General features: G+C 68.1%; 13 protein-coding genes. 6 read left to right on the forward strand and 7 right to left on the reverse strand.

The features are described 5' to 3' along the window. The first annotated feature begins 116 nt into the window (after positions 1 to 116). From ftsZ to HPF_RS23615, 3 genes are all read left to right on the forward strand, one after another. Positions 117 to 1,325, forward strand: a complete 1,209-nt coding sequence (gene ftsZ, locus HPF_RS04075) for a cell division protein FtsZ (RefSeq protein WP_066153500.1) — start codon at positions 117 to 119, stop codon at positions 1,323 to 1,325. Between the two features lie 164 nt (positions 1,326 to 1,489). After that, positions 1,490 to 2,413 carry a UDP-3-O-acyl-N-acetylglucosamine deacetylase gene (gene lpxC / locus HPF_RS04080; protein ID WP_066153498.1) on the forward strand — a complete coding sequence of 308 codons (924 nt, stop codon included), beginning with the start codon at positions 1,490 to 1,492 and terminating at the stop codon, positions 2,411 to 2,413. A gap of 25 nt (positions 2,414 to 2,438) precedes the next feature. Continuing rightward, positions 2,439 to 2,615, forward strand: coding sequence for a hypothetical protein (locus tag HPF_RS23615; RefSeq protein WP_164868359.1), 177 nt, complete (start codon positions 2,439 to 2,441; stop codon positions 2,613 to 2,615). A gap of 117 nt (positions 2,616 to 2,732) precedes the next feature. Here HPF_RS23615 and ruvC read toward each other — a convergent pair whose 3' ends face one another. Genes ruvC through HPF_RS04115 form a run of 7 tightly spaced genes read right to left on the reverse strand, consistent with a single transcriptional unit; the run spans position 2,733 to position 9,302 of the window. Further along, the gene (gene ruvC, locus HPF_RS04085) at positions 2,733 to 3,281 is read right to left on the reverse strand and encodes a crossover junction endodeoxyribonuclease RuvC (protein ID WP_127804592.1); all 549 of its coding nucleotides are present in this window, start codon (positions 3,279 to 3,281) and stop codon (positions 2,733 to 2,735) included. Positions 3,282 to 3,291: 10 nt separating this feature from the next. Then, positions 3,292 to 4,278: a phosphatidate cytidylyltransferase gene (locus HPF_RS04090; protein WP_079364445.1), complete on the reverse strand. Its 987-nt coding sequence runs from the start codon at positions 4,276 to 4,278 to the stop codon at positions 3,292 to 3,294. 7 nt (positions 4,279 to 4,285) lie between these two features. Next, the gene (locus HPF_RS04095; RefSeq protein ID WP_079364446.1) at positions 4,286 to 4,903 is read right to left on the reverse strand and encodes a lysophospholipid acyltransferase family protein; all 618 of its coding nucleotides are present in this window, start codon (positions 4,901 to 4,903) and stop codon (positions 4,286 to 4,288) included. Beyond that, entirely contained in the window at positions 4,900 to 5,688 is a 789-nt protein-coding gene (locus HPF_RS04100) for a transglycosylase domain-containing protein (protein ID WP_127804588.1), read from the reverse strand. Before HPF_RS04100 ends, HPF_RS04095 begins: the two co-directional genes overlap by 4 nt. A 13-nt stretch (positions 5,689 to 5,701) precedes the next feature. Continuing rightward, positions 5,702 to 6,568 carry an energy transducer TonB gene (locus HPF_RS04105; RefSeq protein ID WP_241559696.1) on the reverse strand — a complete coding sequence of 289 codons (867 nt, stop codon included), beginning with the start codon at positions 6,566 to 6,568 and terminating at the stop codon, positions 5,702 to 5,704. A gap of 22 nt (positions 6,569 to 6,590) precedes the next feature. Further along, positions 6,591 to 8,636, reverse strand: a complete 2,046-nt coding sequence (locus HPF_RS04110) for a ribonuclease catalytic domain-containing protein (protein ID WP_066153484.1) — start codon at positions 8,634 to 8,636, stop codon at positions 6,591 to 6,593. 39 nt (positions 8,637 to 8,675) lie between these two features. Further along, positions 8,676 to 9,302: a YqiA/YcfP family alpha/beta fold hydrolase gene (locus HPF_RS04115; protein ID WP_066153481.1), complete on the reverse strand. Its 627-nt coding sequence runs from the start codon at positions 9,300 to 9,302 to the stop codon at positions 8,676 to 8,678. Positions 9,303 to 9,325: 23 nt separating this feature from the next. On the opposite strand from HPF_RS04115, the gene rodA reads away from it, so the two are divergent. Genes rodA through tldD form a run of 3 tightly spaced genes read left to right on the forward strand, consistent with a single transcriptional unit; the run spans position 9,326 to position 12,903 of the window. Next, positions 9,326 to 10,480, forward strand: coding sequence for a rod shape-determining protein RodA (gene rodA, locus HPF_RS04120; RefSeq protein ID WP_066153477.1), 1,155 nt, complete (start codon positions 9,326 to 9,328; stop codon positions 10,478 to 10,480). Further along, positions 10,480 to 11,382, forward strand: coding sequence for an NAD(P)-dependent oxidoreductase (locus HPF_RS04125; RefSeq protein ID WP_066153475.1), 903 nt, complete (start codon positions 10,480 to 10,482; stop codon positions 11,380 to 11,382). Before rodA ends, HPF_RS04125 begins: the two co-directional genes overlap by 1 nt. Positions 11,383 to 11,442: 60 nt before the next feature. Then, the gene (gene tldD / locus HPF_RS04130) at positions 11,443 to 12,903 is read left to right on the forward strand and encodes a metalloprotease TldD (RefSeq protein ID WP_133155820.1); all 1,461 of its coding nucleotides are present in this window, start codon (positions 11,443 to 11,445) and stop codon (positions 12,901 to 12,903) included. Positions 12,904 to 12,984 lie beyond the last annotated feature (81 nt).

Consider the following 12,984-nt stretch of genomic DNA (forward strand, 5'->3'; position numbering starts at 1 on the left):
GCGAATGCACCGGGCCGCCTGGCTGAGGGTTCTCCTCGACAGCTTTCAAACCCCCCGTCAATACAATCGAAACCATGCCCGGACCCCAGCGGAAAAGGGCCTCACAGGAGAGTGACATGAGCATCGAAATGATCGAAGTGGAAGAGTTCAACATGGGTACCCAGATCAAGGTCATCGGCGTCGGAGGCGGTGGCGGCAACGCGGTGGACCACATGATCGACCGCAACGTCCAGGGCGTGGAGTTCATCTGCGCCAACACCGATGCACAGGCGCTCACGCGCAGTCTGGCCAACCGCACCATCCAGCTCGGTGGCACCGGCCTGGGTGCCGGCAGCAAGCCCGAAAAGGGGCGCGAGGCGGCCGAGATGGCGGTCGACGAGATCCGCACCGCCATCAATGGCGCACACATGCTGTTCATCACCGCCGGCATGGGCGGCGGTACCGGCACCGGCGCCGCGCCGGTCATCGCCCGCGTGGCCAAGGAGATGGGCATCCTGACCGTGGGCGTGGTGACCAAGCCCTTCGACTTCGAAGGCGGTAAGCGCATGCAGAACGCCGACGCCGGCCTGGCCGAGCTGGAAGCCAATGTGGACTCGCTGATCGTGGTGCTCAACGACAAGCTGCTGGAGGTGCTGGGCGACGAAGTCACGCAGAACGAGGCCTTCGCGCATGCGAACGACGTGCTCAAGAATGCGGTCGGCGGCATCGCCGAGATCATCAACGAGTACGGCAACGTGAACGTCGACTTCGAAGACGTGCGCACCGTGATGGGTGAGCCCGGCAAGGCCATGATGGGCACGGCCACCGCCAGCGGCCCGGACCGCGCCCGCATCGCTGCCGAGCAGGCCGTGGCCTGCCCGCTGCTGGATGGTGTGGATCTGTCCGGCGCCAAGGGCGTGCTGGTGCTGGTGACGGCATCGAAGGACAGCCTGAAGCTCAAGGAGTCGAAGGAAGCGATGAACGCCATCAAGGCCTACGCCGCACCGGATGCGCACGTGATCTACGGCGCCGCCTACGACGAAAGCCTGGGCGACGAGATGCGCGTGACCGTGGTGGCCACGGGCCTGAGCCGCGTCGGCGCCCGCCGCACCGCGCCGCCCCTGCAGGTGCTGCGCACGGGCACCGACAACACCCCGTTCACCGTGCCCACGGTCAATGCCGCGGTGGCCGGCACCGGGGCTGCGCAGCCCAACTACGAGACCATGGCCGTGCCGAGCGTGTGGCGCACCAACCGCACCCAGGCGGCGGCCAAGGTCGATGCGCTGGCCTCGGGCGGCATGGACGACTTCGAGATCCCCGCGTTCCTTCGCAAGCAAGCCGATTGAGGATCCCCCCGCGCCGCCTGCGGCGTCACCCCCCAAGGGTGCAACACCTGCGGCCCGGCGAAGCCGGTTCCGCGGTGTTTGCTTGAGGGGAAGGGCGCTCTCGCATATCGCGGGGATAGTTTTTCTGCTCGATGCGAAAACGTTTGCCAACCTAAAATCGACGGATGCTCGCTCAACGCACCCTCAAATCCCTGACCAAGGCGGTCGGCGTCGGCCTGCACGGCGGGCAGCGGGTGGAGCTGACGCTTCGGCCGGCGGCGCCGGACACCGGCATCGTGTTCCGCCGTGTCGACCTGCCCGAACCGGTGGACATCCCGGTCACCGCCGAATCAGTGACCGACACCCGGCTGGCCTCGACCATCTCCAACGGTAGCGTCAAAGTCAACACCATCGAGCACCTGATGAGCGCCTGCGCCGGGCTCGGGCTGGACAACCTCTACATCGACATCACCGCTGAAGAGGTGCCCATCCTCGATGGATCGTCGGCGTCCTTTGTCTACCTGCTGCAGAGCGCTGGCATCGCGTTGCAGAACAAGGCCAAGCGCTTCATCCGTGTGAAGAAGCCGGTCGAGGTGCGCGAAGGTGAGGGGCGCAACCTGAAGTGGGCGCGGCTGGACCCGTTCCACGGCTACAAGCTCGCGTTCGAGATCGAGTTCGACCATCCGGCGGTGAACGCCACCGGCCAGCGCGTCGAGTTCGACATGGGCAGCGGCCGCTATGCGCGCGAGATCGCCCGCGCCCGCACCTTCGGCTTCACTCGCGACGTGGAGATGATGCGTTCGCGCGGCCTGGGACTGGGCGGCGGCCTGGACAACGCCATCGTGATGGACGATGTGAAAGTGCTCAACGCCGACGGGCTGCGCTACTCCGACGAGTTCGTCAAGCACAAGATCCTGGACGCCATTGGCGACCTGTACATCGTGGGCAAGCCGCTGCTGGCGGCCTACAGCGCCTTCCGCAGCGGCCACGCGATGAACAACCAGCTGCTGCGCGCCCTGCTGGCGCAGCCCGACGCCTACGAGATCGTGAGCTTCGAGCACGAGCGCGAAGCGCCGCTGGGCTTTGCCCAGCTCGCACCGGCCTGGTGACCGGGCCCATCCGCAACCACCGGTCATGCTGTTGCTGCGTTTCGTCCTGGTCCTGCTGCTGATCGGTTCGGGCGTCTGTTTCGCCGCCTACGCCGTCACACGCAACACCCGCTACCTGCGCTGGGGCTGGATGGTGCTGAAGGTGGCGCTGGCCGCCGCACTCGGCTTCTTCGGCATCCTGTTCCTTGAGCGCATCCTGTAGCTGCGCCACGCATTGATCCGGCGAGGGTGAACCCCATCCAGTGATGCCGTGGAACCGGCTTCGCCGGGCCACAGGCATCGCCCCCTGGGGGGTGACGCCGCAGGCGGCGCGGGGGGGTCAATAGTTCCGCCCACCCTTGTAGGCCGCGTGGGTGCGCGCCCGGGTCGGGGCCACCTTGTTGATCGCCGCCACGCTGCGCGCCACCTGTGCGTGGGTGATGCACAGCCCGAGCGCGTCGGCCGCGTCCTTGCCGGGCAGGCCCGGCAGCTGCAGCAGGCGCTTGACCATCTCCTGCATCTGCGCCTTGTCCGCCCGCCCGTAGCCGACCACGGCCTTCTTCAGCTGCAGCGCGGTGTATTCGGCCACCGGCAGGCCGTTGGCCACCAGCGCCGTGAGGCAGCAGCCTCGCGCCTGGCCCAGCAGCAGCGTGGCCTGGGGGTTGACGTTGACGAACACGATCTCGCAGGCCGCCACGCCGGGCTGGTAGCGCTGCACCACCTCGCCTATGCCATCGAACAGGATCTTCAGCCGCTCGGGCAGCAGGGCGCCGTCTTTGGGACTGGTCTGGATGGTGCCGCTGGCGACGTAGTGCAGCGCAGAACCCTCTGCGTCAACCACGCCGAAGCCGGTGCATTGCAGGCCGGGGTCGATGCCGAGGATGCGCATGGCGGTCGGTTCAGAGGTCGAAGGTCCAGCGGACCGAGTGAAAGAACACTGGCGCGGCGAAGCACAGGGCATCGACCCGGTCGAGCACACCACTGGCGCCGGTGACCGAGCGGCCGGCGGCACCCCAGTGGGTCACGCCGCGGTCGCGCTTGATGGCTTTCATGACCAGGTGACCGAGCGAGCCGGCCGCGCAGGCGATCAGCGCCATGGCCAGCGCCCGTCCGGGTTTGAACGGCGTCAGGCCGGCGAGCGCGGCGCCCAGCAGACCGCCGGCCACCAGACCGGCGGCCCAACTGCGCCACTGGAAGCTCTCGCTGATGGCCGGGGCCACCGGCCGGTCCAGCCGGCGCGCCACCAGGTGCTGCACCAGCATGCAGGTCTGCACCACCAGCACCAGGAAGACCAGCAGAAAGGCCATCCGGCCCTCGAAGCCGCGGAACTGCAGCAGCAACAGGGCGGGCACGTGGCTCATGCCGTAGACGCAGACCATGATGCCCCACTGCAGCTTGGCGTTGCGTTCCAGGAAGCGCTGCGGGTCGTTCCCCAGGGCGCTCACCACCGGGATGGCGAGGAACACGTAGACCGGGATGAACACGGTGAACAGGTTGAACTCGCGGTGCCAGACCAGTGCGTACTGCAGCGGCAGCACGATGAAGAAGGCCAGCACCAGGCTGCGGTGGTCGCCGCGTCGGGTGGGCGAGAGGCTGATGAACTCGCGCAGCGTGAAGAACGAGACGATGCCGAACAGCACGATGGCCACGTGCTCGCCCGCCGCCCAGGCGAGCCAGAACACCAGGGTCATCAGCCAGGAGTTGCGCAGCAGGGTGGTGTAGTCCTGCAGCCGGTGGTGCTGCCGCTCGTCCACCTCGGACTGCCGCCGCTCGCGCAGCGACAGCAGCACCGCCGCGCCGCTGGCCAGCGTGAGCAGCCCGAACAGGACCACGAACAGCAGGCTGACCTGTTGTTCGGCGCTGAGGCTGCGGAGGAAGGAGGTCATGCGGGGCCTACACGTCTCGCAGGGTGACGACGGCGTCCCGGGCGCGCCGCAGGAAGTCGGCGCGGTCCTCGTCGGCGCCGAGCTTCAGGGGCTCGCCGAAGGTGACCGAGCACAGCACCGGCACCGGGATCACCTCGCCTTTGGGAATCACGCGCTGCACGTTGTGGATCCAGGCCGGCACCAGCACCACGTCCGGAAAGCGTCTGGCCAGGTTGTACAGCCCGGACTTGAAGGGCTGCGGTTCTTCGCCGTGGCCGCGCGTGCCCTCGGGGAAGATGATCAGCGAGTCGCCGCTGTCCAGTGCGTCGATCAGCGGCTGCAGCGGGTCCTCGTCGCCCTTGCGCTCGCGCTCGACATAGACGGCGTTGAACACCGCGGTGGTGATCCAGCGCTTGAAGGTGGAGGCGGTCCAGTAGTCCCGGGCCGCGATGGGCCGGGTGATGCTGCGCAGCTCGGTCGGCAGGGCGGCCCAGATCAGCACCAGGTCGGCGTGGCTCTGGTGGTTGGCAAAGTAGATGCGCTGTTCGGCCTTGGGGGGGCAGCCGTGCCAGCGCGCCTGGGCGCCGGTGAGCGCGCGCACCAGCCCGAGCAGGAACATGCCCATGGCCTGGGCGCGCCAGTTCATGGTGGACTCACATCACCCATGCGCGCGACGATGGTGGCCGTGCGCCGGGACAGGTAGGCCGAGCCCGGGCGGGTTTCAAAGAACTTGGGGCTGGGCAGCATCACCGCCAGCCGGGCGGCCTCATAGGCACTGAGCTTGCTGGCCGGTTTCTTGAAGTACCGCTGGGCGGCCGCCTCGGCCCCGAACACCCCTTCACCCCATTCGACGCTGTTGAGGTAGATCTCCAGGATGCGGCGCTTGGACAGCAAGGCCTCCAGCGTCAGGGTCAGCACCAGCTCCTGACCCTTGCGCAGCAGGTTGCGCTCGCCCGAGAGCAGCAGGTTCTTGGCCAGTTGCTGGGTGATGGTCGATCCGCCGAGGATCTTGGCCGGCTTGATGGCCTTGAGCGCGGCCTCCGCGGCCTCGGGTTTCTTCGCCAGCTTCTTCTCGATCTGCTCCTGGCGCTTCTCGATCAGCTCCTGCCGGCGTTCGTTCTTGGCCCAGGCGGCCTCGATGGCCTCCCAGTCCACGCCGCCGTGCTCGGCAAAGCCCGCGTCTTCGGAGGCCATGACCGCGCGCTTGAGGTTCGGACTGATGTTGTCGTAGTCGACCCACTGCGAGGACCAGCGCCATTGCTTGTCGGCGGTGGTCAGGCTCTCGGTGGCCACGCGCCAGGCCTCCGAACGCATGAAGGCGGTGCTCTGCGGATCGATCACCAGCATCAGCGCGATCCGCAGCACGAAAAACAGCTGCAGCGCCACGCCCGCCAGCAGCATCCACAACAACCAACGCCCGAACGAACGCATCACCGCTCCCGACCTACTGCGAACTCATCTGGGTCTGCAGGCCCGCATCCCGGGTGAACCGGAAGCGCGACACGACCACGATCTGGTCGGCGCGCCGGCGCATGGCCTCGTTGAACTTGCCGAACTTCAGGCTGCGCACGATCGACTCGGCCCGCCGGTCCAGCGTCAGCGTGCCCGAGGTCTGGACCACCTCGGTGTCCAGCACCGCGCCGGTGTGGTTGACCGTGATGACCATGGTCAGCTCGCCATAGAGCTTGCGCCCGGCCACCTCGGGGAAGTTGGTCGTGCCGCGGTCCTCGATCCGGCGCCGCAGTTCGTCGTAGTAGATCGCGTAGACCTCTTCCCGCGTGGCAGGGCTGATGTAGCGCTTGCGCGGGCGGGCGTTCTCTTCGTTGATGCGCTTTTCGATCTCGGCCAGCAGCTTGGTCAGCAGCTGCCGGCGCTGTTCGCGTTCGACCGATTCCGGGCTGGGGTTGACGGCCTGCAGATCGGGCGGCGGCATGCTCGCCAGCTGTTGCCGGACCTGGGCCAGGATCTGGCTCTGGCGCTCCTTGAGCGCTTCGATCATCTGCTCGTCCTTCTCGGGGGTGTCGCCGATCCGGGCTTGCTGCATGGACGGCAGGGGCGAGGTGGCGCGGCCTTTTTCCACATCCCCACCACCGGCCAGGGAGGCCTGTGCGATGGCCTGCGCCTTGTCCGGCCGGTCGTTGCTCTTCGCGTTGACCAGGATCACTTCCAGCGGCGTGTCCTGGAACACGCGGTTGAAGCCTTCGGGGTCGACGAAGCGCACCGTGAGCAGGGCGGCATGCACCGCCACCGAGATGCCCAGGGCGATCTGGAGCGTGCTCAGCCGCCGCAGGAAGTTCAGAACCGGATTCACGGGCGCGATTATCCGTGCAGCGTCAGGAGGCCGCGGGGTCGGCGGCACCGGCCTCGGCTTCGTTGACGTCGATGGCCAGGGCCAGCGGCGCGGCCAGCTCTTCGTCCTCTGCCTCGGCCGATTCGTCCAGCGCTTCGACCGGCCCGTCCAACCGCTCGACCACGGTGCCCGACACATCCAGCGCGATCTCGTCGATGGCGCCCAGGCGCACGCGCACATGCGCGCCGCGCGGCAATCCCTCGGCGCCCAGCACGGGCAGCACCAGCGGCAGGGTGTCGGCGCGCACCAGGTTGTCCTTGATCAGCGTGGCCGTCAGCTCGGTGATGCCCACCTGCTGCAGGTGTTTGAGCGTCCAGAAGCGTTCCATGCCGTTCTGGAAACCGTTGTAGGCGGTGTAGGCCGCGTCGAAGCCGCTGATGATGGCGAACAGATTGGCGTCCTTGGGCTTGAACGGTGCGGCCAGCGCGGCCGTGGTGCCATGGCGGGCGCAGGCAATGATCTGCCATTGGTTGACCAGGTCCACGTAGCGGCGCAGGGGCGAGGTGCTCCAGGCGTAGGCCTTGACGCCGAGGCCGGCGTGCGGCGCGACCTTGGTGCCCATGCGCACCTTGACGCCGGGCGCCAGGCTGGCCTGGCTGCGGTAGATGCCGGGCACGCCGCAGGCGGCCAGCCACTGGCCCCAGTGGCTGTTGGCCAGGATCATGGCTTCGGCCACCATCAGGTCCAGCGGGGCGCCGCGCGAGCGGGTGCCGATCACCACGGTCTCGCTGCCGTCGGGCTCGTCGCCCGCCATGCCCTGCAGCTTGAAGGTGTAGTCGGGCCGGGTGAACGTCTCGGGCTTGCCCCGCACCACCTCGCGCTGGGCCTTCAGGTGCCCGGCGAGGCGGAAGATGAAGGCCAGCTGCGGCTGCAGCGCGGCGATCTCGCCACCCGCCGCGTCGACCGGCGACTCGCCGTTCAGCCAGGATTCGGTGATCACGCTGTCGAGCTGGTCGTGGCGCAGGTTGTGCGCAATGGGCACGCGCTCCAGCGCGGTGCGGCTGTCCCTGATCTCCAGGGTCGCTTCGTCGAAGCTCACGTACAGCGACACCGCCGGACAGTCGCGCCCGGCCTCCAGCGTGTAGCGCTGCACCACCTCGTCGGGCAGCATGGTGATCTTGTGGCCCGGCATGTAGACCGTGGACAGGCGCTGGCGTGCCACGTGGTCGATGGCGTCGTCCGGTTTGATCGCCAGGCCCGGCGCCGCGATGTGGATGCCCAGCGTGACCGTGCCGCTGCCCAGCCCCTGCAGCGAGAGCGCATCGTCGATCTCGGTGGTGTGCGAGTCGTCGATGGAGAAGGCCTGCACCGCGGCCACCGGCAGCTCGTCGGTGATGGCCGGTGCCTGCAGGGCCGGGAAGCCCGTGCCCTTGGGGAACTGGTCGAACAGGAAGCGCTGCCAGTGGAACTGGTAGGCGCTGGTGATGGCGCCGGCCTTTTCCAGCAGGGCCAGCGGGTTGAGGTGGCTGCTGCGCGCGGCCTCGACCACGGCCTTGTATTCGGGCGCATTCTTGTCCGGCTTGAACAGGATCTTGTAGAGCTGCGCGCGCACCGGCTCGGGGCAGGTGCCGGCGACCAGCTCGGCCGCCCAGGCGTCGATCTGCGCCTGGATCTGCTTCTTCTTTTCGATGGCGGCGAGCGCCTGGGCCACGACCTCGGCCGGCGCCTTCTTGTAACGGCCCTTGCCGGCGCGGCGGAAGTAGTGCGGCGCGCCCTGCAGGCAGATCAGCGCCGCCACCTGCTGCTCGGTGGTGGCCGGGTCGCTGAAGTAGTCGGCGGCCAGGTCGGCGAAGCCGAACTCGTCCTCGGGCGCGAACTCGTAGGCCAGCTCCAGTTCCATGGTGGCGGCCAGGGCGGTGGCGGCAGGCATGAGCTGGGCGGGGGCGGGCTTCTCGAAACGCAGCAGGGTGTTGGCCAGCTTGACCTTCACGCGCTTGCCCGAATCGAGCTCCACCTGCAGGGAGCTCTCGGCTTCGGACATGAGGCGGCCGGTCATCAGCTTGCCGGCTTCGTCGAACAGGATGTGCATGGGCGCGATTGTCCCACGCAGGGCAGGGCGTTCCTCGTCTCAGGCTGCCAGCCCAAGAAACTGGAACAGCCGGTCGATGTGCCGGTCGAAGTCGGAAATGGCGTGGTCGCCTTCTGGCAGGCGGTGGATGCTGCCGCCTGCGCAGAAGGTCATCATTTCGCGCCAGTCCAGTACCTCGTCCTGCTCGGAGACGATTGCGAAGAGGCGGTCGGGAGTGATCGGTTGGGCTGGCGCCAGCCGGGAGATGTCGCCGGCCAGCGCCACCAGCTCGTCCACGAACTCGGCCCGGAAAAAAATGTGTTCGTCCGGGTTCTGCCAGACCGGGTGTTCGCCGATGTACTTCGCCAGATCGCGCTGCGGAAATGGCGCCGGGTTGAGCAAGGCCGCCACGCAGCCCCGTTGCAGCGACAGCCAGCGGGCGTAGAAGCCGCCCAGCGAAGAGCCGATGACGGCCATGCGGTCGGCCGGCCAGCCGTCTGTGAGCCGCCGCATCAGGTCCGCGGCTTCGCGCGGGGACGGCGGCAGCTGCGGGCAGCACCAGACCACGCCCGGGTGCTGCGAGCGCACCCGCTCGGCCACCAGCAGGGCCTTGGCCGATTGCGGCGAGGAGCGGAAACCGTGCAGATAGAGCAGGTGGCTGACCGGAGGGCGGGGAGGAGTGTGCATGCCGGAAGGATAATGGCTGCCTCATGGCCGCCGTACTCGACAAACCTTCGCTCTGGCAACGCATCCGACCCATCTTCCAGGGCTTTGACGGACCGCTGGCGCTGGCCATCCTGCTGCTGGCCGGCGCGGGCCTGATGACCATGTACTCGGTCGGCTTCGACCACGGCACGCGCTTCACCAGCCATGGCCGCAACATGCTGCTGGCCGCTGTGGTGCTGTTCACCGTCTCCCAGGTGCCGCCGCAGCGGCTGATGGCGCTGGCGGTGCCGATGTACGTGGTCGGCGTGATGCTGCTGCTGGGGGTGGAGCTGTTCGGCATCACCAAGAAAGGCGCCACGCGCTGGATCAATGTGGGCATCGTGATCCAGCCCAGCGAGCTGATGAAGGTGGCCATGCCGCTGATGCTGGCCTGGTGGTTCCAGCGCCGCGAGGGCATGCTCAAACCGCTGGACTTCGCCATGGCGGGGCTGCTGCTGGCGGTGCCGGCCTTCCTGATCCTCAAGCAGCCCGACCTGGGCACCACGCTGCTGGTGCTGGCCTCGGGCCTGGCGGTGATCTTCTTTGCCGGCCTGAGCTGGAAGCTGATCATCCCGCCCGTGCTGCTGGCGGCGGTCGGTATCGTCACGCTGATCATCATGGAGCCCCAGTGGTGCGCACCGGACGTCGACTGGAAAGTGCTGCACGAGTACCAGCGCCAGCGCGTCTGCACCCTGCTGGACCCGTTCAAGGACCCACTGGGCAAGGGCTTCCACATCATCCAGGGCATGATCGCCATCGGCTCTGGCGGCGTGTGGGGCAAGGGCTTCATGCAGGGCACGCAGACCCACCTGGAGTTCATTCCCGAGCGCACCACCGACTTCATCTACGCCGCGTTTTCCGAGGAGTTCGGCCTCGTGGGCACCCTGGGCCTGATGGCGGGGTTCATCTTCCTGATCGTGCGCGGCCTGACCGTCGCGATGGAGGCGCCGACCCTGTTCGCGCGCCTGCTGGCCGGCGCCATGACGCTCAACATCTTCGTCTACGCCTTCGTCAACATGGGCATGGTCAGCGGCATCCTGCCGGTGGTGGGGGTGCCGCTGCCCTTCATCAGCTACGGCGGCACGGCCATGGTCACGATGGGCGTGGGGCTGGGCATCCTGATGTCGATTGCCAAGTCCAAACGACTCATGCAATCGTGATGACCCCGTCCTTTCCCGTCGTGGTCGTCGGCGCCGGCAACATGGGCGGCGCCATGGTGGAGCGCATGTGCGAGGCCGGCACGGCCGTGGTGGTCTGCGATATCGATTCCGCGCGGCAGCAGCAGGCCCTTGTGGCCGGCGCCGAACTGGCCGACACGCCGTCGCTGGCGGCTTCTGTGCTGGAAGACGGCGGCGTCCTGATCGTTTGTGTCGTGGATGCGCAGCAGTCGCACGATGTGCTGTTTGGCACCGACGGCGCGGCCTCTCGCATGCGCGCCGGCCAGACAGTGATGCTCTGCCCCACCATCGCGCCGCAGGACACCGAGGCCCTGGCCGCCCGCCTGGCGGAGCATGGCATCGGCTGCATCGATGCTCCCATGTCGGGCGGCCCGGCGCGGGCGCGCGACGGCAGCATGAGCCTGATGCTGGCCGCACCGGAACCCTTGCTGCAGCGCCACGAAGCGCTTCTGGCCCGGTTGTCCTCGCGCCGCTTCGTCATCAGCGGGCGCGTGGGCGACGGCGCCCGCACCAAGCTGGTCAACAACCTGCTGGCGGGCATCAACCTCGTCGGCGCGGCCGAGGTACTGGCGCTGGCCGACCGCATGGGGCTGGACCTGGGCACCACGCTGGACGTGATCGAGCAGTCCAGCGGCCAGAGCTGGATCGGCTCGGACCGCATGCGCCGTGCGATCGCCGGCGATTTCGAACCCCGCGCGCACGTGACCCTGCTGGAAAAGGACACGCGGCTGGCGGTCGAGGCCGCCCGGCAGGCCGGCTTCGACGGCCCGCTCGGCGCGCGGGCGGCGGCCGTGTTCGCCCAGGCCCGCGCCGCCGGACTGGCCGACCGCGACGACGGCACCCTGCTGCCGCTGCTGCGCGGGCAGGCCGGGCAATCCCACTGATCCGCCCGGGGTCACGACCGGCGGCAGGCGCTCTGGCGCCCGGCTTCCTACAATCGACCCATGATTGCCCGCGAACCCACCCTGGCCCGACTGGCCACCGCCGAAAGCCTGTTGCTCACCCCCTACGGCCTGAGCATGTCCCACCTGCAGCGTGCGCTGGGCGAGATGACCTCGCACGGCGTCGACGACGCCGACCTCTACTTCCAGACCACGCGCAGCGAGGGCTGGAGCCTGGAGGAGGGCATCGTCAAGACCGGCAGCTTCAGCATCGACCAAGGGGTCGGCGTGCGCGCCGTCAGCGGCGAGAAGACCGCTTTCGCCTATTCCGACGACCTGTCCTGGGACTCGCTGCTGGACGCGGCGCACACGGTCCGCTCGATTTCCGGCCAGGGTCAGAGCCGCAAGGTCCGTGTGCCAGCCGCCAAGACTTCGAAGTCGCGTTCGCTTTATCCAGGGCTGGACCCGATCGGAACGCTCGACAGCGCGGCCAAGATCGCCCTGCTGGAGAAGGTGGAGAAGCTGGCCAAGGCGCGCGACCCGCGCGTGGTGCAGGTGATGGCCGGGCTGGCCGCCGAGCACGACGTGGTGCTGATCGCGCGCGCCGACGGCACGGTGGCGGCCGATGTGCGTCCGCTGGTGCGGCTGTCGGTGACGGTGATCGCGGAACAGAAGGGGCGCCGCGAGATGGGCAGCTCGGGCGGCGGTGGCCGCTTCGGTCTGGCCTACTTCGACGACGCTGTGGTGAGCGGCTACGTGGACGAGGCGGTGCAGTCGGCGCTGACCAACCTGGATGCCCGCCCGGCGCCGGCCGGCGAGATGACGGTGGTGCTCGGCCCGGGCTGGCCCGGTGTGCTGCTGCACGAGGCCGTGGGTCACGGGTTGGAGGGCGACTTCAACCGCAAGGGCTCCAGCGCGTTCAGCGGCCGCATCGGCCAGCGCGTGGCAGCCAAGGGCGTGACGGTGCTGGACGACGGCACCATTGCCGACCGCCGCGGCTCGCTCAACGTCGACGATGAGGGCCACACCACACAGAAGAACGTGCTGATTGAGGACGGCATCCTCAAGGGTTACATCCAGGATGCGATGAACGCGCGCCTGATGGGCGTCAAGCCCACCGGCAACGGCCGCCGCGAAAGCTACGCCCATGTGCCCATGCCGCGCATGACCAACACCTACATGCTGGGTGGCGACAAGAGCCCGGACGAGATCGTGGCGTCGATCAAGAAGGGCCTGTACGCCACCAACTTCGGGGGCGGCCAGGTGGACATCACCAGCGGCAAGTTCGTCTTTTCCGCCAGCCAGGCGTACTGGGTCGAGAACGGAAAGATCCAGTACCCGGTCAAGGGGGCGACCCTGGTCGGCAGTGGCCCCGAGTCGCTCAAGAAGATCAGCATGATTGGCAACGACATGCGTCTGGACAGTGGCGTCGGCACCTGCGGCAAGGAAGGCCAGAGCGTGCCGGTGGGGGTTGGCCAACCCACGCTGCGCATCGATGGTCTGACCGTCGGCGGGACCGTCTGACCCGGTTTGTAAGACGCTTGTCAAAACCGCTGTGATACAGTCGTCAGCCATGCAAACCCGCGCCGCCATCTTTTTTGGCTT

The organism is Hydrogenophaga pseudoflava (assembly GCF_004353865.1).
Classification (GTDB): Bacteria; Pseudomonadota; Gammaproteobacteria; order Burkholderiales; family Burkholderiaceae_C; genus Hydrogenophaga; species Hydrogenophaga pseudoflava.

Excerpts from the sequence above, each read along its gene's own strand:
- tldD (WP_133155820.1), top strand. The coding sequence starts at position 11,443 with ATGATTGCCCGCGAACCCACCCTGGCCCGACTGGCCACCGCCGAAAGC.
- HPF_RS04125 (WP_066153475.1), top strand. The coding sequence starts at position 10,480 with ATGACCCCGTCCTTTCCCGTCGTGGTCGTCGGCGCCGGCAACATGGGC.
- HPF_RS04100 (WP_127804588.1), bottom strand. The coding sequence starts at position 5,688 with ATGCGTTCGTTCGGGCGTTGGTTGTTGTGGATGCTGCTGGCGGGCGTG.
- HPF_RS04095 (WP_079364446.1), bottom strand. The coding sequence starts at position 4,903 with ATGAACTGGCGCGCCCAGGCCATGGGCATGTTCCTGCTCGGGCTGGTG.
- HPF_RS04115 (WP_066153481.1), bottom strand. The coding sequence starts at position 9,302 with ATGCACACTCCTCCCCGCCCTCCGGTCAGCCACCTGCTCTATCTGCAC.
- ftsZ (WP_066153500.1), top strand. The coding sequence starts at position 117 with ATGAGCATCGAAATGATCGAAGTGGAAGAGTTCAACATGGGTACCCAG.
- lpxC (WP_066153498.1), top strand. The coding sequence starts at position 1,490 with ATGCTCGCTCAACGCACCCTCAAATCCCTGACCAAGGCGGTCGGCGTC.
- rodA (WP_066153477.1), top strand. The coding sequence starts at position 9,326 with ATGGCCGCCGTACTCGACAAACCTTCGCTCTGGCAACGCATCCGACCC.
- HPF_RS04110 (WP_066153484.1), bottom strand. The coding sequence starts at position 8,636 with ATGCACATCCTGTTCGACGAAGCCGGCAAGCTGATGACCGGCCGCCTC.
- HPF_RS04090 (WP_079364445.1), bottom strand. The coding sequence starts at position 4,278 with ATGACCTCCTTCCTCCGCAGCCTCAGCGCCGAACAACAGGTCAGCCTG.
- ruvC (WP_127804592.1), bottom strand. The coding sequence starts at position 3,281 with ATGCGCATCCTCGGCATCGACCCCGGCCTGCAATGCACCGGCTTCGGC.
- HPF_RS23615 (WP_164868359.1), top strand. The coding sequence starts at position 2,439 with ATGCTGTTGCTGCGTTTCGTCCTGGTCCTGCTGCTGATCGGTTCGGGC.